The 21,241-nt window shown below is 63.8% G+C and carries 16 protein-coding genes; 13 read left to right on the top strand and 3 right to left on the bottom strand.

Annotation, left to right across the window (positions count from 1 at the left end):
- The first annotated feature begins 618 nt into the window (after positions 1-618).
- Both CLAM6_RS04700 and dinG read left to right on the top strand, forming a co-directional pair.
- Positions 619-1,923: a DEAD/DEAH box helicase gene (locus tag CLAM6_RS04700; RefSeq protein WP_153635271.1), complete on the top strand. Its 1,305-nt coding sequence runs from the start codon at positions 619-621 to the stop codon at positions 1,921-1,923.
- A 217-nt stretch (positions 1,924-2,140) separates the two neighbouring features.
- Positions 2,141-4,279: an ATP-dependent DNA helicase DinG gene (gene dinG / locus CLAM6_RS04705; protein WP_153635272.1), complete on the top strand. Its 2,139-nt coding sequence runs from the start codon at positions 2,141-2,143 to the stop codon at positions 4,277-4,279.
- A gap of 170 nt (positions 4,280-4,449) precedes the next feature.
- On the opposite strand, the gene CLAM6_RS04710 is transcribed toward dinG, so the two are convergent.
- Entirely contained in the window at positions 4,450-5,538 is a 1,089-nt protein-coding gene (locus CLAM6_RS04710) for a 3-deoxy-7-phosphoheptulonate synthase (RefSeq protein WP_043331875.1), read from the bottom strand.
- A 533-nt stretch (positions 5,539-6,071) separates the two neighbouring features.
- Here CLAM6_RS04710 and rpoE point away from each other — a divergent pair.
- Together rpoE and CLAM6_RS04720 are read left to right on the top strand one after the other, a co-directional pair.
- The gene (rpoE, locus tag CLAM6_RS04715; protein WP_153635273.1) at positions 6,072-6,674 is read left to right on the top strand and encodes an RNA polymerase sigma factor RpoE; all 603 of its coding nucleotides are present in this window, start codon (positions 6,072-6,074) and stop codon (positions 6,672-6,674) included.
- Between the two features lie 367 nt (positions 6,675-7,041).
- Complete coding sequence (locus tag CLAM6_RS04720) at positions 7,042-7,779, top strand: sigma-E factor negative regulatory protein (RefSeq protein ID WP_153635274.1); 738 nt, start codon at positions 7,042-7,044, stop codon at positions 7,777-7,779.
- 184 nt (positions 7,780-7,963) lie between these two features.
- On the opposite strand, the gene CLAM6_RS04725 is transcribed toward CLAM6_RS04720, so the two are convergent.
- Positions 7,964-8,209, bottom strand: a complete 246-nt coding sequence (locus CLAM6_RS04725) for a VF530 family DNA-binding protein (protein ID WP_153635275.1) — start codon at positions 8,207-8,209, stop codon at positions 7,964-7,966.
- A 127-nt stretch (positions 8,210-8,336) separates the two neighbouring features.
- Here CLAM6_RS04725 and CLAM6_RS04730 point away from each other — a divergent pair, with 127 nt between their 5' ends.
- From CLAM6_RS04730 to acpS, 9 genes are all read left to right on the top strand, one after another.
- Positions 8,337-8,807, top strand: a complete 471-nt coding sequence (locus tag CLAM6_RS04730; RefSeq protein ID WP_153635276.1) for a SoxR reducing system RseC family protein — start codon at positions 8,337-8,339, stop codon at positions 8,805-8,807.
- A gap of 316 nt (positions 8,808-9,123) precedes the next feature.
- Positions 9,124-10,539, top strand: coding sequence for a DegQ family serine endoprotease (locus tag CLAM6_RS04735; protein WP_153635277.1), 1,416 nt, complete (start codon positions 9,124-9,126; stop codon positions 10,537-10,539).
- A 321-nt stretch (positions 10,540-10,860) separates the two neighbouring features.
- Positions 10,861-12,681 carry a translation elongation factor 4 gene (gene lepA, locus CLAM6_RS04740; protein WP_043331869.1) on the top strand — a complete coding sequence of 607 codons (1,821 nt, stop codon included), beginning with the start codon at positions 10,861-10,863 and terminating at the stop codon, positions 12,679-12,681.
- Between the two features lie 55 nt (positions 12,682-12,736).
- Positions 12,737-13,540 (top strand): signal peptidase I, encoded by an 804-nt coding sequence (gene lepB / locus CLAM6_RS04745; RefSeq protein WP_054554987.1) that lies wholly within the window; start codon positions 12,737-12,739, stop codon positions 13,538-13,540.
- A gap of 340 nt (positions 13,541-13,880) precedes the next feature.
- Positions 13,881-14,573 (top strand): ribonuclease III, encoded by a 693-nt coding sequence (gene rnc / locus CLAM6_RS04750; RefSeq protein ID WP_043331866.1) that lies wholly within the window; start codon positions 13,881-13,883, stop codon positions 14,571-14,573.
- Between the two features lie 92 nt (positions 14,574-14,665).
- Positions 14,666-15,610: a GTPase Era gene (era, locus tag CLAM6_RS04755; RefSeq protein WP_052384345.1), complete on the top strand. Its 945-nt coding sequence runs from the start codon at positions 14,666-14,668 to the stop codon at positions 15,608-15,610.
- Between the two features lie 215 nt (positions 15,611-15,825).
- Positions 15,826-16,542 (top strand): DNA repair protein RecO, encoded by a 717-nt coding sequence (gene recO / locus CLAM6_RS04760; protein WP_153635278.1) that lies wholly within the window; start codon positions 15,826-15,828, stop codon positions 16,540-16,542.
- A gap of 121 nt (positions 16,543-16,663) precedes the next feature.
- Positions 16,664-17,500 (top strand): pyridoxine 5'-phosphate synthase, encoded by an 837-nt coding sequence (gene pdxJ / locus CLAM6_RS04765; RefSeq protein WP_153635279.1) that lies wholly within the window; start codon positions 16,664-16,666, stop codon positions 17,498-17,500.
- Positions 17,497-17,874 carry a holo-ACP synthase gene (gene acpS / locus CLAM6_RS04770; RefSeq protein WP_153635280.1) on the top strand — a complete coding sequence of 126 codons (378 nt, stop codon included), beginning with the start codon at positions 17,497-17,499 and terminating at the stop codon, positions 17,872-17,874. Before pdxJ ends, acpS begins: the two co-directional genes overlap by 4 nt.
- 125 nt (positions 17,875-17,999) lie before the next feature.
- Here acpS and CLAM6_RS17880 read toward each other — a convergent pair whose 3' ends face one another.
- Positions 18,000-21,233: a hybrid sensor histidine kinase/response regulator gene (locus CLAM6_RS17880; protein WP_153635281.1), complete on the bottom strand. Its 3,234-nt coding sequence runs from the start codon at positions 21,231-21,233 to the stop codon at positions 18,000-18,002.
- Positions 21,234-21,241: the final 8 nt, after the last annotated feature.

A 21,241-nucleotide genomic window follows, 5' to 3' on the forward strand; every position in this document is an offset into this window, starting at 1 on the left:
CTGCCATTGCCCGTGCCAGCGACATGCAATATGCAATATATGAGTGTTACCTGAATGACCCTGGCAGGTACGCCGCCCCGGCCCAGACAGATAGACAGACGGGCGGCGGCGAACTGTCCCGTGGCGTGGCCAAGGTTGCCCGGCAGCCTGATGCCCGCTCGATGAAGAAGCCCTTTCGACCGACACGCAGTATCGGCCGTCCTTGTGGCGACCCATGAGCCTGTCCGTTGCGTGAGCCCGGCGATGACATGACCGGTGCCACGTGAGCAGACCCTCATGGCAGACGTCCGCTCCAGTCCCTTGCCGAACATTCGGGCAGGGGAGCGCTGGATGCGTGAATCCGTCAAGAACAGGTGAGAGCATTCGTGTCCTTCTGCACCCGAGGCCTGCGTGGCCCCGGAGACGCACACCCAGGGGGTGTTGCCGCAGAAGGGCGGGGGATGGCTCCCAATCCGGTAAAGGCGCATGCAGCCCGAGACTACCGCGCATCAGGCGCGAGTCAGGCGAACCAGGTGAGACGACTGGGCATGACGAACCAACCGGGTGTGGCCTGTCACGGCGAGATTCCGAGAACGACCCGCGCCTGTCGCATATGAACCCTTGAAAAGAACGGATTACATGAGCGAGACGGATCAGACCCAGCCAGCCGCTGAGCAGACTCAGCAAGAGCCGCAGGACCCGAACCAGAAGCCGAGAAAGCCCAAGCGTCGTCGTCGCAAGCCGCGTCGCTCCCAGTCCAAGTGGAACCTCGATCAGTTCCCGGTCGCGCCGGTCGCTGGCCAGTGGCGCTTCCATGATTTCGATCTGCCGCTGCCGCTGATGCGTGCCATCCAGAAGGCCGGCTTTGAATACTGCACCCCGATCCAGGCCCAGACCTTCGAGAAGGCACTGCTGGGTGGTGACGTGGTCGGTCGTGCCCAGACCGGCAGCGGCAAGACCGCCGCCTTCCTGATCGCTACCCTGGCCTACTTCCTGGAAGAGAAGGCGCCGGAAGGCCAGAAGCCGGGCGCGCCGCGTGCCGTCATCATCGCGCCGACCCGTGAGCTTGCGCTGCAGATCGAGAAGGACGCCAAGGCGTTCTCCGAATTCGCGCGCATCTCGGTGGCCTGCGTGGTGGGTGGCATGGACTACCAGAAGCAGCGTGAACGCCTCGAGCGCAAGGTCGACCTGCTGGTCGCCACGCCAGGCCGCCTGCTCGATTTCCATACCAAGCGCGATGTCGATCTCTCCGAGACCGAGGTGCTGGTGGTCGACGAAGCGGACCGCATGCTGTCGATGGGCTTCATCCCCGACGTCAAGCGCATCATCCGCGCCATGCCGCGTCCGGAAGAGCGCCAGACGCTGCTGTTCTCCGCCGAGCTGTCTTCCGACGTGCTGGGGCTGGCCGAGCAGTGGACGCATGAGGCGACTCAGGTCGCGGTCGAGCACGAAGCGACGGCTGCCATCGCGGCGGACAACGACGCCGTGCAGACCTACACCGTGAGCGATGATGACAAGCTGCGTCTGTTGATCAATCTGGTGAAGCAGGGCGAGATGGAGCGCTCCGTGGTCTTCGGCAATAGCCGTGGGCTGGTGCGCAAGATCAACGCCGCGCTCAAGGAAGCCGGTATCGAGTCGGCGGTGATGTCCGGCGCCGAGACCCAGACCGAGCGCCTGGAAGCCCATGAGGCCTTCCGCAACGGCAAGCTCAAGGTGCTGGTGGTCAGCGATGTCGCCGGGCGTGGCTTCGCACTCGAGGACGCGACCCATGCGATCAACTTCACGCTGCCGGAAGTGCCGGAAGACTACGTCCACCGTGCAAGCTTCAGCGATGTGACCTTGATCAGCTTCGTCGGTGAGGAAGATGTCTTCTCACTGCCGGAAATCGAAGACTACCTGCAGGAAACGCTGCCGCGTCAGCAGCCGCCCCAGGGCCTGCTGTAACGTCTGCTTGCCTCCGACCGGTCACAGAAAGCTGGCCGGCCGCGCAGGGCAGTCGAGGTAGATGGCAGTAGCACGCAAAGACGGCGGACAGCTCAGGCTGTTCGCCGTCTTGCGCTCCATGACCCGCAGGTTCGACGACAAGCAGCCAGTTGCCAGTTGTTGTCGAGCGGATGTCGTGGGTCAGGGGTGGATGGCCAGTTGAGGAGAGAGACACGCAATGCTGGAAGATAGCCTCAAGGGCGAGATTCAGGGCGCCTATCGCAAGTTGCTCGAGGGTCTTGAACTGACGCCGCGCTACGGGCAGCGGCTGATGATCGCCGAGATCGCGCGCACCCTGGGCAACATCGAGCAGAATCCGGAAGGCTATCGCCTCGGCAACGAGCATGTCTGCGTGCTGGAGGCCGGTACCGGCACCGGCAAGACGCTGGCCTATCTGCTCTCCGCACTGCCGGTGGCCAAGGCGCGTGGCAAGCGGCTGGTGGTCTCGACCGCGACCATCGCGCTGCAGGAGCAGGTCATGCATCAGGACCTGCCGGCGCTCAAGAAGCATTCGGGGCTGAGCTTCGACTACGCCCTGGCCAAGGGCCGTCGCCGTTACCTGTGCGTGCAGAAACTGGATCAGGCGCTGGAAGGTGTCGAGGACAACCCGACCATGGCGCTGTTCGAGCGTGACATGATCGCCAGCGACGGCGGCAGCTTCGTGGAGCTGGCCGGCAAGATGGCTGAGGACTATGCCAGCGGCGAGTGGGCAGGGGACCGCGACAGCTGGCCTCTGCAGGTCGAGGACCGCGACTGGGCGCGTCTGACCACGGACCACCGTCAGTGCACCAATCGCCGCTGCAGCCACTTCTCGGCGTGTGCCTTCTTCCGTGCCCGTCGTCAGCTGGAGCAGGCCGACATCATCGTCGCCAACCATGACCTGGTGCTGGCGGACCTCTCGCTGGGCGGCGGGCTGGTGTTGCCATCGCCCAGTGACTGCATCTACGTCTTCGATGAGGCGCACCATCTGCCCGACAAGGCGCTGGATCACTTCCATCACCGCACGCCGATCAATCAGACGCTGCGCTGGCTGGGCAACCTCAAGAAGTCGCTCACCGAGCTGAATGCGGCGCTGGGCAGTCAGCCGACCATCGGCCGTCTGCTGGCGCGCATGCCCGAGTTGCTGGCGGATATCGAGCCGCGTCTGGGCGAGGTGTTCGGGCTGGGGCATCAGCTGGCGGATCTGCCCAATGGGGCCGGCGAGGACGTCACCAATCATCGCTTCGAGCGCGGTCAGGCACCGGAGGCGCTCAAGGAGCTGGGCCACAACCTGCTCAAGGGCTTCGCGGAGCTGTCGCGGGCGCTGGAGCAGATCGCCGACATCCTGCGTGAGAGCCTGGACCCGGAGAAGGCCACCGGCCTGCCCAAGGAGAATGCCGAGGATTGGCTGCCGCTGGTGGCCCTGCTGCACGGGCGTGCGCTGGAGGCCCATGCGCTGTGGGAGGCCATCGGCCTGAGCGACCCTGCCGATGGGCCGCCGCATGCGCGCTGGCTGACCTTCGAGCGCTTCAATGGCGAGCCGGAGATGACCGTCTCGGCAAGTCCGGTGTCGGCCGCGGAAACGCTGGCGCGCCATCTGTGGGGCGCCTGTTTCGGCGCGGTGCTGACGTCGGCGACCCTGACGGCGCTCAATCGCTTCGAGCGCCTGCAGGAGCGCGCAGGCCTGGCCAATCGCTATCGCTATCAGCGCCTGCCCAGCCCGTTCGACTATGGCAAGGCGGTGCTGGCCATCCCGCGCGAGGCGGTGGAGCCGTCGCCACCCGGTCCGCATGAGCAGGCGATCGTCGACTTCGTCAATGCGCTGGATGTGCGCGAGGCGGTGCTGGTGCTGTTCAGCTCGCGCAAGCAGCTGGCGGCGGTCAACAAGGCGCTGGATGGCGAGACCCGCAAGCGGGTGCTGGCGCAGAGTCGTCTGCCCAAGCATGAGCTGCTCAGTCAGCACCGCAAGGCGGTGGATGGCGGGCGCGGCAGCATCATCTTCGGGCTGGCGAGCTTCGCTGAGGGCATCGACTTGCCCGGCAAGTATCTGACCCACGTGGTGATCACGCGGCTGCCGTTCGCGGTGCCGGATGACCCGGTCGGTGCGACGCTGGCGGAGTGGATCGAGTCGCGGGGCGGCAACCCGTTCATGCGTATCGCGGTGCCGGATGTCTCGATCAAGCTGGTGCAGGCCTGTGGGCGCCTGATTCGCAAGGAAGCCGATGAAGGGCGTATCACGATTCTGGATCGACGCATCCTGACCAAGCGTTACGGTCAGCAGTTGATCGAGGCCTTGCCGCCCTTCGTGCGCGAGATCGATGGCGTGCGCCAGAACTGATGGGGCAGGAGTGATGGGGCAGAACTGATGGGTCAGGGCTTAACGGTCAAAGCTGGCCCGTCAGCTGCCGACCCAGCAGCCACAAAAAAGCCCCGCCAATCGGCGGGGCTTTTTCATTCATCCAATGCTGCCGGTCTGAAACCAGTGGCTTCTGGCCCCAGGCTTCTGGCTCAGGCTTCGGCAGGCTGCTCGAGGCGGGCGCGCAGCGCGTCCTTGAGCTTGGCGTCCATGGTCTTGAAGGTGTCTTCGGTGGTGGCCCAGTCGATGCAGGCATCGGTGATGGAGACGCCGTATTCCATCTTGCTGCGGTCGGCATTGATCTTCTGCGCGCCCCAGTTGATGTGCGACTCGACCATCAGACCCATGATGGAGCGATTGCCCTCGAGGATCTGCTGGGTGACGTTCTCCAGCACCAGCGGCTGCAGGCCCGGGTCCTTGTTGGAGTTGGCGTGGGAGCAGTCGACCATCAGGTTGGCGGTGACGCCGGCCTTGGCCAGTTCCTGCTCGGCCAGCGCGACGCTGACGCTGTCGTAGTTCGGCTTGCCGTTGCCGCCACGCAGCACGACGTGGCCGTAGGCGTTGCCACGCGTGCGGATGATCGCGACCTGACCGGCCTGGTTGATGCCCAGGAAGTTGTGGCCGTGAGACACGGACTGCAGGGCATTGACGGCGACATCCAGCGAGCCGTCGGTGCCGTTCTTGAAGCCGACCGGGCACGACAGGCCAGAGGCCATCTCGCGGTGGGTCTGGGATTCGGTGGTACGGGCGCCGATGGCGGACCAGCTGATGCAGTCCTGCAGGTACTGCGGGGAGATCGGGTCGAGGGCTTCGGTGGCCAGCGGCAGGCCCATCTCGGCCAGTTCGACCAGCAGGCCGCGCGCGATGTGCAGGCCTTCCTCGATCTCGAAGGTGTCATTGAGGTGCGGGTCGTTGATCAGGCCTTTCCAGCCGACGGTGGTACGCGGCTTCTCGAAGTAGACGCGCATCACGATGTAGAGGCTGTCCTTCACTTCCTCGGCCAGTACCTTCAGGCGGCGTGCGTAGTCACGGGCGGCGTCCAGGTCATGGATGGAGCAGGGGCCGACCACGACCAGCAGGCGCGGGTCTTCACCGTCCAGAATGCGCTGGATGGTGCGACGGCCTTCGATGACGGTCTCTTCGGCCTTGGCGGTCAGCGGGATGTCCTGCTTGAGCGCTTCGGGGGTGATCAGCACGTCCTGTGACAGGACGTTGAGGTTGTTGACGTGTTGTTCTGACATGACAGTGTCCTGAGCGGTGTGCGGTCTGCATGGCTGCTAGCAGAGTCAGACGGGCGTCTTCGCGCCCGCCATCCGTGTTGTGCGTACTGAATGATGTCCATGGTATCTGCTGCATGCCGGCTTGTCAGCGCCCTTGGGTCAAATTTAATCAACTGTCAAGCTGGCTGGCGCTGACTTGAGGCTCGTGTGACTCAAGATAAGCGTAAATCGTAAAGAAATCGTTACGCTTTGACGTGTCAGCGTCGCCAAACGCTGTCATGACGGGAGTGAACACGCAAAACCTGAGGCTTTGACGGCATGGCGTCTTGCCGTACAAATGATAAACAGGAACACTGTGCGTTGATTTTGGTCGCGTCAGCGGGCCGCCGGGCGCTTTTTCGCCCCGCGCCAGGCATCGCATCCATCACAACGAATATCAAAGGGGCCGGATAACGCATGCGCGAGTCGCAATTCCTGTCAGGTGCTGATGCCCCGGGGATTCCTGATGTGGAGTCCGCAAGCGGTGCCTCCACTCCCGCGGAGGGAGCGAGTGAATGAGTGTCAATGAAACGGACCAGCAGTTGGTCGAGCGCGCCCAGAAAGGGGATAACCGCGCCTTCGATCTGCTGGTCAGGAAATATCAGCACAAGATTCTCGGCCTGATCAGCCGTTACGTACACGATCATTCAGAAGTGCAGGATGTCGCCCAGGAAGCCTTCATCAAGGCCTATCGTGCGTTGCCCAACTTCCGGGCCGAGAGCGCCTTCTATACCTGGATGTACCGGATCGCCATCAATACGGCCAAGAATCATCTGGTCTCGCGGGGCCGTCGTCCGCCGGGCACCGACATGGATATCGGCGATGCCGAGGTGGTCGATCAATCCGGTCGCCTGTCGGACATCGAGACGCCGGAAGCCGCCATGGCGCGCGATGAGCTGGAGAAGGTCGTCTTCGAGGCCATCGAGAAGCTGCCTGAAGACCTGCGCACCGCCATCACGCTGCGCGAATTCGATGGCCTGTCCTATGAGGATATCGCCGAGGTGATGCAGTGCCCGGTGGGCACGGTGCGTTCGCGTATCTTCCGTGCACGTGAAGCGGTCGACAAGGCGATCCAGGGGCTGGTCAGTCCCGCCTCGGCGGTGTCTGCCGTCGAGTGACGTCGCTGTTCTGCGTCGCCCCTGTGAGAGAAGAGCCACAAAAATTTTGTTGGTTAAATTCAATCAACTCAGTGGCTTGGCGAAATCTTGCAGCTAAAGTGAATGTTTTCTGAACGAATGGCGGAACAATCCGTGCGGCGCGTGTTCTTACTGTTCAGTAGTCATGTAGCTCAGCGACTGCGTGCATGAGCGCTGGAAAGTTGAGTGGTGAGGGGTAGGGCACGAAAGCCCCTCTTCCACGGCGCAGTAACGCTGTTTGCCGTTGGCCCGCTCGGGCCATCAGCCGCCATGGTGAATGACGCCATTTGTTGCCAGGAGTGCAGATTGAAGTCGTCGTTCAATCTGACGAGTGTGAGGGTATTTACGCATGAATCTGAAGACCACCGAATCCGTGAAGGAGTCGCTGTCCGCGCTGATGGATGCGGAGGGTGACGAGCTGGATCTGCGTCGTGTCCTCAAGGGGCTCGATGAGTCTCCTGAGGCTGCAGACACCTGGCGCCGCTATCACCTGGCGCGCAGTGCCATGCATCGTGAGCGTGAAAGCACCTTCACTCTGGATATCGCGTCGGCGGTCAGCGCCGAGGTCGAGCTGATCTCCCGCGAGGCTCCCGCGAGTGCACCGCCCGTGGCCGAGCGTCGCAGCCTGTTCTCCTTTGCCGGTTCCGCGGCCATCGCGGCAGGCGTCGCGGTGATGGTGATCACCGGTGTGCAGGTCTTCAATGGCGGCGACAATGCGGTGCCCGGCGGCGTGAACAGCGGTGCAGAGCTTGCCAGCGGTTCTTCCGTCAACCAGGGCGGTTCAGCCATCCAGGGCGGCACCGTGCGTCAGGTCAGCCAGCCGTCAGTGAATGCCGAGGCGTCTCAGTGGGTACAGCCCGGTGCCAACAGCGGCTTGATGCAGGTCGGCGTGACGCCCTCCAGCTCACGCCCGATGTTCATGGCGCCGCAAAGTAGCAGCTACGATTCCGGCATGTCGTCCAGCAATGTCGCCGCGGCGGATCTCGCCCAGCGGCGTCTGCTCGAGGCCTACCTGAGCCAGCATTCCTCGCGCGGCCCGGTGCCGGAGCGCAGTGAGTGGATCAGCCTGCAGGATGTTGCCCAGTAATATTCGCTGGATGACTGGCTTGCGCTGGCGTCGCTGCCAAGGCAGATGAAAGCAGCATGGACAGACAAGAAAAAGGGGCAGCCATTGGCTGCCCCTTTTTCTTGTCTGTATGTCCTGCATGCGCCCACGTGACCTGGTCGCGTCCGGCCAGTGCCGTCACTTGCTGGTGTGACCACGCTCGGCCTCAGTCATGCAGATAGCGATCTGCCGTCTGGATGTAGAGTGTCTCGACCTTGGCGCGTGCCCAGGGCGTGCGGCGCAGAAACTTGAGGCTCGAGTTGATGCTCGGGTCGCTGAGGAAGCAGTTGATGGGAATCAGCTCGCCCAGGGTCTCGAAGCCGTAGTGGTCCACCAGCCAGGTCAGCAGTGCCTTGAGGGTGACGCCGTGCAGCGGGTCCAGGCGGGAAGTGGATGGGGGTGCGTCGCTCATGCGGGCTCCTGTTGATGGTATCGTGGGCGCTTGTCGGGCCTGAGGCGCGTGAAGTGCCGCCGTGAATGACGCTATTCTACGCGTATGTGTCGCCAGTGCGCGGCGAGTTTTTGCAGGAGTCAGCAGGATGATGCAGGAAGAGGGGCAGGTCACGGGGCATGGCAAGGAAGGCGTCTGGGTCGAGACCCAGCGTCGCTCCACCTGTGGTGCCTGCAATGCGCGCAGTAGCTGTGGCAGCGGCCTGTTGAGCCAGTTTTCGCGTCGCAAGCCGCATCGCGTGCTGATCCATGTGCCGGCAGGCGAAGACTTGCCGATGGTGGGCGAGCGGGTGGTGATCGGCATCGATGAGTCGGCGTTTCTGCGCAGTGCGGGCCTGCTGTATGGCCTGCCGCTGGTCAGCGGCATGCTGGGGGGGATCGTGTCCGAGCAGCTGGCGGGCGCTGGCACCCTGGCGGTGCCGTTGGGCTTCGCGCTCTCGTTGGCGGCGGGCCTGATGGCCGTGCGCTGGCATGCCGCGCGTCCTGAGCGGCAGGCACTCTACCGGCCGCGCTTGATGCGTCGTCTCGGCATGGACGCGATGGCGATCAAGGCGCTGTAGTCGTCGTGCTCAAGTGATGACGTGCTCAAGTGATGACGTGCTCAAGTGTTAGCGGTAGTCGACTCTCTCGGCAGATCGGGGAGTGACTTGCGTAGTCGGCAGGTGGCGTCGTCAGTCTGCATCGGGCTGGCATCGGCACCTGTCGAATGTTGGCGACGCATGGTTGCGTCCAGCGCGGCACCAATCGCTGAACTTCAACGACGCTTCGACGTCAATGAGAAGGACGCCGCCAGCGATGTGACGCTGCCATCGTCAGTAGTTGCGTGATTGCACGCCTGATAACAAGTGATGACAGGACGTACCAGGAGCCGCACTGATGAAATCCCTTTCCCGCCTGATGGTACCTGCCTTGGCCATGGCTGCCCTGATGGGCTCCCAGCTGGTTCAGGCTCGTGAATTGCCCGACTTCACCCAGCTGGTCAAGGACTCGGCGCCCGCGGTGGTCAATATCGCGACCACCACCGAGATCCAGCGCAGCTCGGGGCCGGTGTTCCGAGGGCCCAATGGCGAAGAGATGCCCGAATTCTTCAAGCGCTTCTTCGGTGATCAGCTGCCTGGCCCGGGCCGCGGGGGCGTCGAGAAGCGCTCCAGTCTCGGGTCTGGCTTCATCATCTCCGATGATGGCTACATCATGACCAATGCCCATGTCATTGACGGTGCCGATGAGGTGATGGTGCGCCTCAACGACCGTCGCGAACTCAAGGCGCAGGTGGTCGGTGAGGACAAGAAGACCGATATCGCGCTGCTCAAGGTCAAGTCGGAAGACCTGCCGACCTTGCCGATGGGCGACAGTGATGCGCTGGAAGTCGGCGAATGGGTGGCCGCGATCGGCTCGCCGTTCGGCTTCGATCATTCCGTCACCGCCGGTATCGTCAGCGCCATCGATCGCACCCTGCCGTCGGACGCCTATGTGCCGTTCATCCAGACGGATGTGGCGATCAATCCGGGCAACTCCGGTGGGCCGCTGTTCGATCTCGATGGCGATGTGGTGGGCATCAACTCCCAGATCTATACCCGCTCCGGCGGCTTCATGGGCGTGAGCTTCGCGATTCCGATCAATGTGGCGATGGATGTCGCCGACAAGCTCAAGACCGATGGGCGCGTGGATCGCGGCTGGCTGGGCGTCGTCATTCAGCCGGTCTCCAAGGACCTGGCCGAATCCTTCGGGCTGGACCGTGCGCGCGGTGCGCTGATCGCCGATCTTGATCCGGACGGCCCTGCCGCCGCCGCTGGCCTCAAGAGTGGCGACATCATCACCGCCGTCGATGGCAAGGCGGTCGAGAGCTCGGCGTACCTGCCGCGCATGGTCGGCGCCAGCTCGCCGGGCGATTCGCTCAAGCTCTCCATCCTGCGCGATGGCAAGAGCCAGACGTTGACTGCCAAGGTTGGCCATTGGCCGGGCAGTGAGCAGGCGCATGCCACCAAGGCCAGTGACGACAAGCAAGGGCTGGGCGTTGCGGTGGCAGAGCTCGACAAGGCCAGCTTGAACGAGCTCAACCTCGATCACGGGGTGCGCGTGATGGAAGTCGACCCGCAGGGCGTGGCTGCCGAGGCAGGCATCAGCGCCGGCGATGTGCTGGTCGAACTCAATCAGCAGCCGTTGACCAGCGTGCAGGCGCTGCGCGATGTGGTCGCCAAGCTGCCGACCAACCGTCCGGTCTCGCTGCGCCTGGTGCGCAATGGTCGCCCGCTGTACATCGCACTGCGCATGCGTGCCGACAGCGACAAGTGATCCCGCCAGCGCCTGACGCAAGCGTCAAGAACCTGGGCGACGAGCGCGCAGGCAACAGAAGGTGACCGCCACCGGCACGAAGGCGGTCACTCCGGTAGCAGACGGGGCGCACGGGCGACTGTGCGCCCCGTCTGCTACCGGGCGGCCCTGCGGTTCACCCGAGTTCAGGCGGGTTGTGACAGGGCCGGAGGGGCGCAAAAGGCAACGCCTTCTATCATCGCTTGTGGTCGGACTGTACAATGCGTGCAATTCGATTTCCGTCGTCTCCCGTGTTGGCCGTGTGATTTCACGGAGACGGGCACAAATACAGAGCAGTGATCCATGACCGAACGCGTAACGCCGCCGTCCTTGAAGCATATCCGCAACTTCTCAATCATCGCCCACATTGACCACGGCAAGTCCACGCTGGCTGACCGCATCATCCAGCTGTGCGAAGGCTTGAGCGACCGTGAGCTCAAGGAGCAGGTGCTTGACTCGATGGACATCGAGCGTGAGCGCGGCATCACCATCAAGGCGCAGTCGGTGACCCTCGACTACCACGCTGACGATGGCAATACCTATCAGCTGAACTTCATCGATACGCCGGGCCACGTCGACTTCTCCTATGAAGTCTCGCGCTCGCTGTATGCCTGTGAAGGGGCGCTGCTGGTGGTCGATGCCGGCCAGGGTGTCGAAGCCCAGTCGGTGGCCAACTGCTACACCGCCATCGAGCAGGGCCTCGAGGTGCTGCCGGTCCTCAACAAGATGGATCTGCCGCAGGCGGACCCGGAGAAGGTCTCCCAGGAGATCGAGGAGATCATCGGTCTGGACGCGACGGACGCCTGTCAGGTGTCGGCCAAGTCCGGCATGGGCATGGAAGCGCTGCTCGAGCGTCTGGTACGTGACATTCCGCCGCCCAAGGGCGATCCGGAGGCACCGTTGCAGGCGCTGATCATCGATTCCTGGTTCGACAACTACCTCGGCGTCGTCTCGCTGGTGCGTATCTTCGACGGTACCCTGAAGAAGGGCGAGAAGATCCGCCTGAAGTCCACCGGCCGCGACTGGGAAACCGGCGCGATCGGTATCTTCACGCCCAAGCGCAAGGAAACCGGCGTGCTGCGCGCCGGTGAGGTCGGCTTCATCGTCGCCGGGATCAAGGACATCATGGGCGCGCCGGTGGGTGACACCATCGTGCACACCAAGACCGCCGACAAGGTCGAGCGTCTGCCGGGCTTTCAGAAGGTCAAGCCGCAGGTCTATGCCGGCATGTTCCCGATCAGCTCCGATGACTACGAGGACTTCCGTGATGCGCTGCAGAAGCTGGCGCTCAACGATGCCTCGCTGGACTACGAGCCGGAGAACTCCGACGCGCTGGGCTTCGGTTTCCGTGTCGGCTTCCTCGGCACCCTGCACATGGAGATCATCCAGGAGCGTCTGGAGCGCGAGTACAATCTCGATCTGCTGACCACCGCGCCGACGGTGATCTATGAGGTGCTGATGGACAACGGCGATGTGCTGCCGGTGTCCAACCCGTCCAAGCTTCCGGACATGGCCAACGTCGATGAGCTGCGTGAGCCGATCTGCCGCGCTACCATCCTCGTGCCGCAGGAATATGTCGGCAACGTCATCACCGAGTGCGTCAATCGTCGTGGCGTTCAGCTCGACATGCAGTTCCTGGGTAGCCAGATCCAGCTGATCTATGAACTGCCGATGGCGGAAGTGGTGATGGACTTCTTCGATCGCCTCAAGTCCATCTCCAAGGGCTATGCGTCGCTGGATTACAGCTTCGAGCGCTTCGAGGCGGCCAAGCTGGTGCGTCTGGACGTGCTGATCAACGGCGACCGCGTCGATGCACTGGCGGCGATCATCCACCGTGATCATGCACATGGCCGCGGCCGTCTGCTGGTCGAGAAGATGAAAGAGCTGATTCCGCGTCAGATGTTCGATGTGGCGATCCAGGCCGCCGTCGGTGGCCAGGTCGTGGCACGCTCCACCGTCAAGGCGCTGCGCAAGAACGTGACCGCCAAATGTTACGGCGGCGACGTCAGCCGCAAGAAGAAGCTGCTCGAGAAGCAGAAAGCGGGCAAGAAGCGCATGAAGCAGGTCGGCCGGGTGGAAATTCCCCAGGACGCCTTCCTTGCCGTGCTCAAGATGAACGACTGAGGCAGGCCGCCGTCTGGCGGCTTGCCACCAAGACCCAGGGCAGACAGGGACAACGATGGATTTCTCGCTTGTATTGGTGATTGCCGTAGCGGTAGCCGGCGTGGTGTGGTTGATAGACCTGGTTGCCCTGCGCAGTGCGCGCAAGGCGCGTGTGGCCAAGGCCGAGGCCTCCGTCGAAGGAGAACTGGACGCTGGCACGCGTGAGAAGCTGGCGCGCGACCCGTGGCCGGTGGACTATGCCAAGTCCTTCTTCCCGGTACTGCTGCTGGTGCTGGTGGTGCGCTCCTTCGCGTTCGAGCCGTTCCAGATTCCGTCCGGCTCGATGCTGCCGACGCTCAAGATCGGCGACTTCATCCTGGTCAACAAGTATGACTATGGCCTGCGCCTGCCGGTGGTCGACACCAAGGTGCTGGAAGTTGGCGAGCCGGAGCGTGGCGATGTGATGGTGTTCCGTTTCCCGGAGGATCCGTCCACCAACTTCATCAAGCGCGTCGTCGGCCTGCCGGGCGATACCATTCGCTACGAAGGCAAGCAGCTCTACGTGAATGGTGAGGCCATCGACAAGACATTGAATGCGCGCAACTCCAGTGAACAGTCCGGTGAAGACCTGCTGGATGAGACACTGGGGAAACACGCCCATCAAATCTACAATAACCCTCAGGACCCCGGCCCGCAGATGCGCGAGATCCGGGTGCCGGAAGGCATGTACTTCGTGATGGGTGACAACCGTGATCACTCCAACGACAGCCGCTACTGGGGCTTCGTGCCGGAAGAGAACATCGTCGGCAAGGCGGTGGCGGTGTGGATGCACTGGAAAGAAGGGTTCCCGGACTTTTCCTCGGTACGCCTGATTCATTGATCAGTGCATTGACCGGGCCGCCGAGAGGCGGCCCGGTCGTGTCTGGCAGGGCCACATTGGCCCGCCGGCCTTATCAGTGCGGATTTTCGACATGGGACGATGCGTCGTGCCTGCCATGTCAACCTGCTGTTCATCATGTCGGACCCGTGGCCACAAGCTTGCGGGCAGCGCGGCTGACGAATATCGGATTGGGATGGTGGCAATCGGCAACTCCTCAAGCCGCGTAGGCTTCGGGCATCGCGAGACATGTCGAAGACGACAGGCATCAGCCAGCATGACTGATGCACCATTCGACAGGACGCCCGCGGGCGTCAGCGACAAAAAGAGAGTAGGGAGACCTGTGAGTAGCCCGCTGAATGCCTTTGTAAAGCGTATCGGCCACACCTTCGAGGATGCGAGCCTGCTGGAACTGGCTCTGACCCATCGAAGCTATGGTGGCCAGAACAATGAGCGTCTCGAATTCCTTGGCGATTCCATCGTCAACTTCGTGATCGCCGAAGCGCTGTTCCTGCGCTTCCCCCAGGCCCGTGAAGGCCAGCTGTCACGCCTGCGTGCGCGTCTGGTCAAGGGCCAGACCCTCGCGGAGCTGGCGCGTGAATTCAATCTCGGCGAGAACCTGCGTCTGGGCTCCGGTGAGATGAAAAGCGGCGGTCACCGTCGCGAGTCCATTCTGGCCGATGCCGTGGAAGCCGTGATCGGCGCCATCTATCTGGACGCCGGCATGCAGGTGGCACGTGAACACGTGCTGCGCTGGTACGCCACCCGTCTTGAAGCGCTGAATCTTCAGGACACCCAGAAAGACCCCAAGACGCGTCTGCAGGAATTCCTGCAATCGCGTCAGGCGGCACTGCCGCGTTATGAGGTGACCAGCGTCGAAGGCGAAGCGCATTCGCAGACCTTCAGCGTCGATTGCCACGTCGAGATGATCGACACCAAGACCACAGGCGTCGGCTCCAGCCGCCGTCATGCTGAACAGCAGGCGGCCGAGTTCGCGCTGCAACTGCTCGAACCTGCCCGCGGAGGCCGCTCATGAGCCATACCCCAGAAGACAACGTCACCCCGAGCGGCGACGCCCCTGATCACTCCACTGATAACGGCGCCGGCACGCCGGATGCCCTCGAGGGCATGCTGGCCGCCGCCGGTGTCAGCGATCAGCCGCTGCCGGACACCCGCTGTGGCTTCGTCGCCATCGTCGGTCGCCCGAATGTCGGCAAGTCGACGCTGATGAACCACATCCTGGGCCAGAAGGTCTCGATCACCTCGCGTCGTCCGCAGACCACGCGTCACCAGGTGATGGGTATCCACACCGAAGAGGGCACCCAGTGCGTCTTCGTCGATACCCCGGGGATCCACATCATGCAGCGCGATCGCAACAAGGCGATCAACCGCTTCATGAACCAGGCCGCCACCCAGGCGCTGCGTGACGTCGATGCCGTCGTCTTCATCGTCGACCGCACCCGCTGGATGGAAGAAGACCAGATCGTGCTCGAGAAGCTGGCCCACGTGAAGGCGCCGGTGATCCTGGTGGTCAACAAGATCGATTGGCTCAAGGACAAGACCACCCTCGCGCCCTGGCTGCAGAGCCTGCAGGAGCGTCGTGACTTCGCGGCCATCATTCCGATGTCGGCCAAGAACGGCACCAACATCGATCTGCTGCTCGAGAACGTGATGAAGCGTCTGCCACAGGGCGAGCACATGTTCGCGGACGACCAGATCACCAACAAGAGCTCTCGCTTCCTGGCCTCCGAGCTGGTGCGCGAGAAGGTGATGCGTCAGCTGGGCGATGAACTGCCCTACCAGATGACCGTCGAGATCGAGGAATTCAAGACCGATCAGCGCGGCACCCTGCACATCAGCGCGCTGATGATGGTCGAGCGTCAGGGTCAGAAGAAGATCCTGATCGGCGAGAATGGTGAGCGCATCAAGAACATCGGCCGTGAAGCGCGTCTCGAGATGGAGCGCGCCTTCGACGCCAAGGTCATGCTGAACCTGTGGGTCAAGGTCAAGCGTGGCTGGTCGGATGACGAGCGTGCCCTGAAGAGTCTGGGTTACACCCACGACAAGGACTGACGACGTCGCGCGAGCGGTGCAGGGTGGTGGCGATCCCAAAGGGGCGTGACTGCCGTGTGCCGCCCGTCGCCGATTCGATGTTCTCGCGGTCTCTGCCGCGCACCGCCTGGCCCTGTCCAGGCGGTCTCGTTTCTTGCCAGCCCCTCTGCCAGCCCCTCTGCCAGTCCTTCTGCCAGCTTTTTTTGCCAAGCCACCGTCTGACGTGAGCCTGCCTGATGACGCCGCAACCGGCCTTCCTGCTGCATCGCAAGCCTTACCGTGAAACCAGTGCCATCATCGAATTGTTGACCCTCGAACACGGACGGGTGCGCGCGGTGGCGCGTGGCGTTCAGCGCCCGGGCAGCAAGGCGCGTGCCCGACTGCAGCCGTTCACGCCCTTGCATGTCACCTGGCGTGGCGAGAGCGATCTCAAGACTCTCAACCTGATGGAGACCGGCGGCAGCGCCAGTCTGCTGGCGGGCGAGGGGCTGTTGTGCGGGTTCTACGCCAATGAGCTTTTGACCCGCACGCTGCCGGTGGAAATGCCGGTGCCGGAGCTGTTCGCGCTCTACTCGCTGACATTGGATGAAGTGGCACTGCCCGCCAGACGCGCCCCCGCGCTCAGACGACTGGAATACAGTCTGCTGGAAGCGCTGGAACAACTGCCGCAATTTCGCGGCCTGGATGACAGCCCCTTGATGCCGGACGTGCGCTATGACTATGTGGTCAGTGAACGTCGCTTTCAGGCGCAGCCGCCAGGCGCGGCAGGCATCGAAGGCCGCGCCTTGAAGTTGCTGGCCAGTGAAGACTGGGGCCATGCAGGGCTTGCCCGCGAGAGCCTGTGGCTGGCGCGACGTGCGCTGGCGCCGCTGCTGGGGGACCGTCCGCTGCGTTCGCGCGAGTTGATGATGCAGCTGACGGCCAGGCGGCGTCAGAGTCGTCAGTCCGACTGACGTCATCAGGCGTGGCGACACTGTCCGGCTGCGGCGTGACGCATGATAGTATTGCGCGACCTGTCTTCGGCATGGCCCTCGTCGCCATGCCTGTTCTCTTGTTCATCGTTAGGAGCTGATCATGCATCCGCTGCGCATCCTGCTCGGGGTCAACATCGACCACATCGCCACACTGCGTCAGGCGCGTGGTACCCGCTATCCGGACCCGGTCCAGGCCGCGCTGGTCGCGGAAGAGGCGGGTGCCGACGGTATCACCGTGCACCTGCGTGAAGACCGTCGCCACATCCAGGAGCGCGACGTGCGCATTCTGGCCGAGGTGCTCAACACGCGCATGAACCTCGAGATGGCCGTCAGCGAAGAAATGCTGGCGCTGGCCGAGGAAGTCCAGCCGGCCAACGTGTGTCTGGTGCCGGAAAAGCGCGAAGAGCTGACCACTGAAGGCGGACTGGATGTCGCCGGTGATCTGGCGCGCATCACCGCCGCCTGCGAGCGTCTGGCAGCGGCGGGCTGTGAAGTCTCGCTGTTCATCGACCCGGAGCCGGAGCAGATCCGTGCCGCCTTCGAGGCCGGTGCGCCGGTCATCGAGCTGCATACCGGCGCCTATGCCGATGCCACGGGCGAGACGGCGCGTGTCGAGTTCGAGCGTATCGCGGCCGCCGCGGAGCTGGCCAACGAGCTGGGGCTGGTGGTCAATGCCGGTCACGGCCTCAACTATCACAACGTCGAGGCGATCGCGGGTATCTCCGGGCTCAACGAGCTGAACATCGGTCACGCGATCATCGCGCGCGCCATGTTCGTCGGCCTGAAGGAGGCCGTCATCGAGATGAAGCGTCTGTGCATCGCAGGCCAGGAAGCGGGCCTGATGGCCGCGCTGGATGCGCACGATCATGACCATGACCATGACCACGAACACGGTGATGACCATGAGCATGTGCAGGGCTCAGGCTGCTGCGGATGATCGTCGGCATAGGCACGGACATCGCGCGTATCGAGCGCTTCGAGGCAGGCATGGCGCGCCACGGCGAGCGCTTTGCGCGCCGACTGCTGGGGGAAGAGGAGCTGGCGCGCTTTGCCGATCACCCTCAGCCGGCGGCTTTTCTGGCCAAGCGTTTCGCGGCCAAGGAAGCCTTCGTCAAGGCGCTGGGCACCGGCCTGCGTCAGGGCATGCGCTTCACCCAGATTCAGGTGGTCAACGACGCCCTGGGCAAGCCCTCGCTCAAGCTGTCTGATGAGGCGGAAACCCTGACCGCGCGGGCGGGAATCCGCCATCTGCACCTGTCGATCAGTGATGAGCGTGATCAGGCCATCGCCTTCGTGGTGCTGGAGCGTTAGCCTCCTTCGATCTGGCGCTGGATCGCGTCTCTGAACACGGCGCTCGAAACGACAACGCCACCCCTGCCTTGCGGCAGCGGGTGGCGTTGTCGTTTGTGCAGGGCTGGTCTTTCAGGACTGGTTTTTCAGGGCTGGTTTTTGGACTGGGGCTCGCTTGTCTGTGGCCCGCTTGTCTGTGGCTTGCTTACCGATGACGAGCCTGTGTCGGATGGCTCAGCGGGTGCATTCGAGGGCGCGGTGGCGGGCGGGGATGAGGGCGAGGTCTCGACAGGGGACGCTGTCGGCGTCTCAGCCGTCTCAGGCGCCTCACCGTCGGGGCTAGCCGGTTCAAGCGGCGCGGCGAGCAAGGCCTTGGCCTCATCGCTGTGCGACCACTGGATCAGGCTGTCGATGGCCGCGAACAGGGCCTCGACATCCTCTTCCAGCCGCGACAGGCCGCTGACGCGGATGCGGGTCTCCAGCGCTTCCACCAGCAGTGCCAGGCGTGGCACGCCACAGTAGCGGCAGGCGCCGTTGAGATAATGCACGCCATCGAGCATCGCCTCGTTGTCACGCGCCTGCCAGGCGCGGCGGATCCTCGCCTCGCTCTCCGGCAGGCTCTCGATCAACAGCCCCAGCATCTCCAGAGCCAGGGCCTCGCGGCCACCGGCCATCTCCACGCCCAGCGCCATGTCGACCACCGGCAGGTCGGCGTCCTGCTCCAGGCTGAGCTGACTCTTCGCGGCAGAGCGGGGCAGCGGCGCTGCCGGCGGCGAGGACTCGGCCTGGCTGGCAGTGTCTTTCACTCCCGGCGGCAAGGCAGACGTCGCCTGACTGCGAGCAGGGCTGCGCGGTTGGTTGCGTTCTGGACTGCGCGATTGGCTGCGGGCAGGGCTGCGCGATTGGCTGGATGACCGCGCGGCCTGCGGTGGCGGGTTCAGCGAAATGCCCAGATGACGGCTGAGCAGGTTGGCCAGCAGGCCCTCGTCGATGGGCTTGATCAGGTAATCATCCATGCCTTCCGCCAGCAGCTCTCGCCGTTCATGCGCCAATGCATGGGCGGTGAGGGCGATCACCGGCAGGTGGCGGTTGCCCTCGCGATGTTGATGGCGCAGTGCCTTGGTGGCTTCCAGTCCGTTCATGCCCGGCATCTGGATATCCATCAGGACGGCATCCACGACCTGCTCCTGAGCCAGCGCCAGCGCCTCTTCGCCACTCTGGGCGGCCAGGGTGTCCAGCCCCATGTCGGTCAACAGCTCCTCGGCCAACAGGCGGTTGGAGGGATTGTCGTCGACCACCATCACGCACTTGCGAGGCTGTGCGGACGTTTCCTGACTCGCAGGCTGGGCGGTGAGCTCAGGCCGCGGGCCGGCCGGTGGCGTCTTGACAGGCGTGGCGCTCGCATCAGACGTGGCGGTGGGCTTGGCGGCTGGTGCCGTGCTTGCGTCCTGCTCGCGTGTGGCCGGCTCGAACGAGGTGAAGGAGGCGCTGCGCGGCGCCTGAGTCGGGTCGCGGTGAGGTGAATGCAGCAGATTGGCCAGCTTGTGGCGCATCTGCAGGCGTGTGACCGGCTTGCTGACCACCTCGTCGATGCCGTACTGCTGCAGGTTCTCGGCGTCGGCGGGCAGGGGCGCGTTCAGCAGGCCCAGCACGCGACACGGCAGGTGCTTGAGGCGCGCGCCCCATTCATCCAGCCGTTTGAGGTCGCGGCTCTCCAGCGCGACCACCACCAGGTCCGGCTGCTCTTCGATGCCGACCAGCGTCAGTGACCAGCGGGTCAGCAGGTAACTCAGGGCGCGACGGGTGGCCGAGTGCGGCTCGATCAGGCAGATGCGTTGATGATCGAACACGACTTCGCGCGGGCGCTCCTCGATGCTGCTCACCGCCACCGGCACGCTGAACAGGAAGGTGGAGCCGTGGCCGGGCAGGCTGTCGACCTGGATCTCGCCGCCCATCTGCTCGACCAGTCGCTTGGAGATCATCAGCCCCAGGCCGGTGCCGCCGAACTGGCGTGCCCGTGACGGGTCTCCCTGCGAGAAGGCCTGGAACAGACGATTGCGCTGGGCGCTGTCCATGCCGATGCCGGTGTCTGCCACCGCGATCTTGAGGCGGGTGTTGCTGCCGGAGAGGTCATCCACCATCACGCGCACGATGACTTCACCGCGCTCGGTGAACTTGACGGCATTGGCGACCAGATTCGTCACCACCTGCTTGATGCGCAGCGGGTCGCCCTCGAAGCGCTGCGGCACGTCGTCATAGACAAGCCCGAGCAGATGCAGATGCTTGCGATGGGCCTCCGGGGCATGCATGGCGAGCACTTCCTCGATCAGCGGCTCGATGTCCATCTGCACCTTCTCGAGTTCGAGCTTGCCGGCTTCGATCTTGGAGAAGTCGAGAATGTCATTGATCAATGACATCAGGCTCGAGGAGGCATTCTGCATGTGGCCCAGCCAGTCGCGCTGGCGGTTGTCCAGATCACTGCGCCCCAGCAGGTTGCTGAAGCCGATGATGCCGTTGAGCGGGGTGCGGATCTCATGGCTCATGTTGGCCAGGAATTCCGACTTGATGCGGTTGGCTTCCAGCGCCTTGCGGCGCGCCATGTCGAGCTCGATGTTCTTGATCTCGACGGTTTCCATCGACTCGTGCAGGTCCTGGGTGGTCTGTTCGATCTGGTCCTGCATGTCCTCGCGGGCGCGCTTGAGCTGCTCGACGCTGCGGTTGTAGTTCTCGGCCAGCTCGCTGAGGTCGTCATTGCCTGCCACCGGCAGCTGGCGGTGTGTCTCGCCGCGCGCCAGACAGGTCAGGGCCTCGCCCAGTTCATGCAGCGGCTGCAGCATGCGGCGCGAGCCATGGAAGGCCAGCAGCAGCAGCGCCAGCCCGAAGACCAGATTGGCCAGCCCGTAGCCGACCAGCAGCTGGTAGCGATGCAGCACCAGACGGGTGTCGGAGGCCTCAAGTACCAGCCACGACATCTGCTCGCCGCGCTGCGTCTCGCGCCACGGGTCGATGACCGGCATCACCATCACCAGCGAGTCCGGGTCCGATGGGTAGGCCTGGCTCTCGACCAGCGTGCTGGTTTCCGGGCGCTGGCTGGGGCCGAGATGCAACAGGGCGCCGCCGTTGGCGGTGCGCAGCGTCAGGGCGCGCACGTCGCGCTGGTCGATCAGCATCTGGGCCTGCTCGTGCAGGCGCTGGTCGTCAGCGGCGAGGGCGGCGTTGGCCATGCCCGGCATGATGGCCTGCATGCTGGCCTGCAGGCGCTCCATCATGGCCAGGCGCTCACCGCTGATCTCGCGGTCCACCGCATACAGGCTGAACATCAGGCTGGTGGCGAGGGGCAGCAGCAAGAGGGCAAGCTGGAATCGGGTACGAAGCAGCATGGCAATCC

Origin of the sequence: Cobetia sp. AM6 (assembly GCF_009617955.1) — a bacterium.
Classification (GTDB): domain Bacteria; phylum Pseudomonadota; class Gammaproteobacteria; order Pseudomonadales; family Halomonadaceae; genus Cobetia; species Cobetia amphilecti.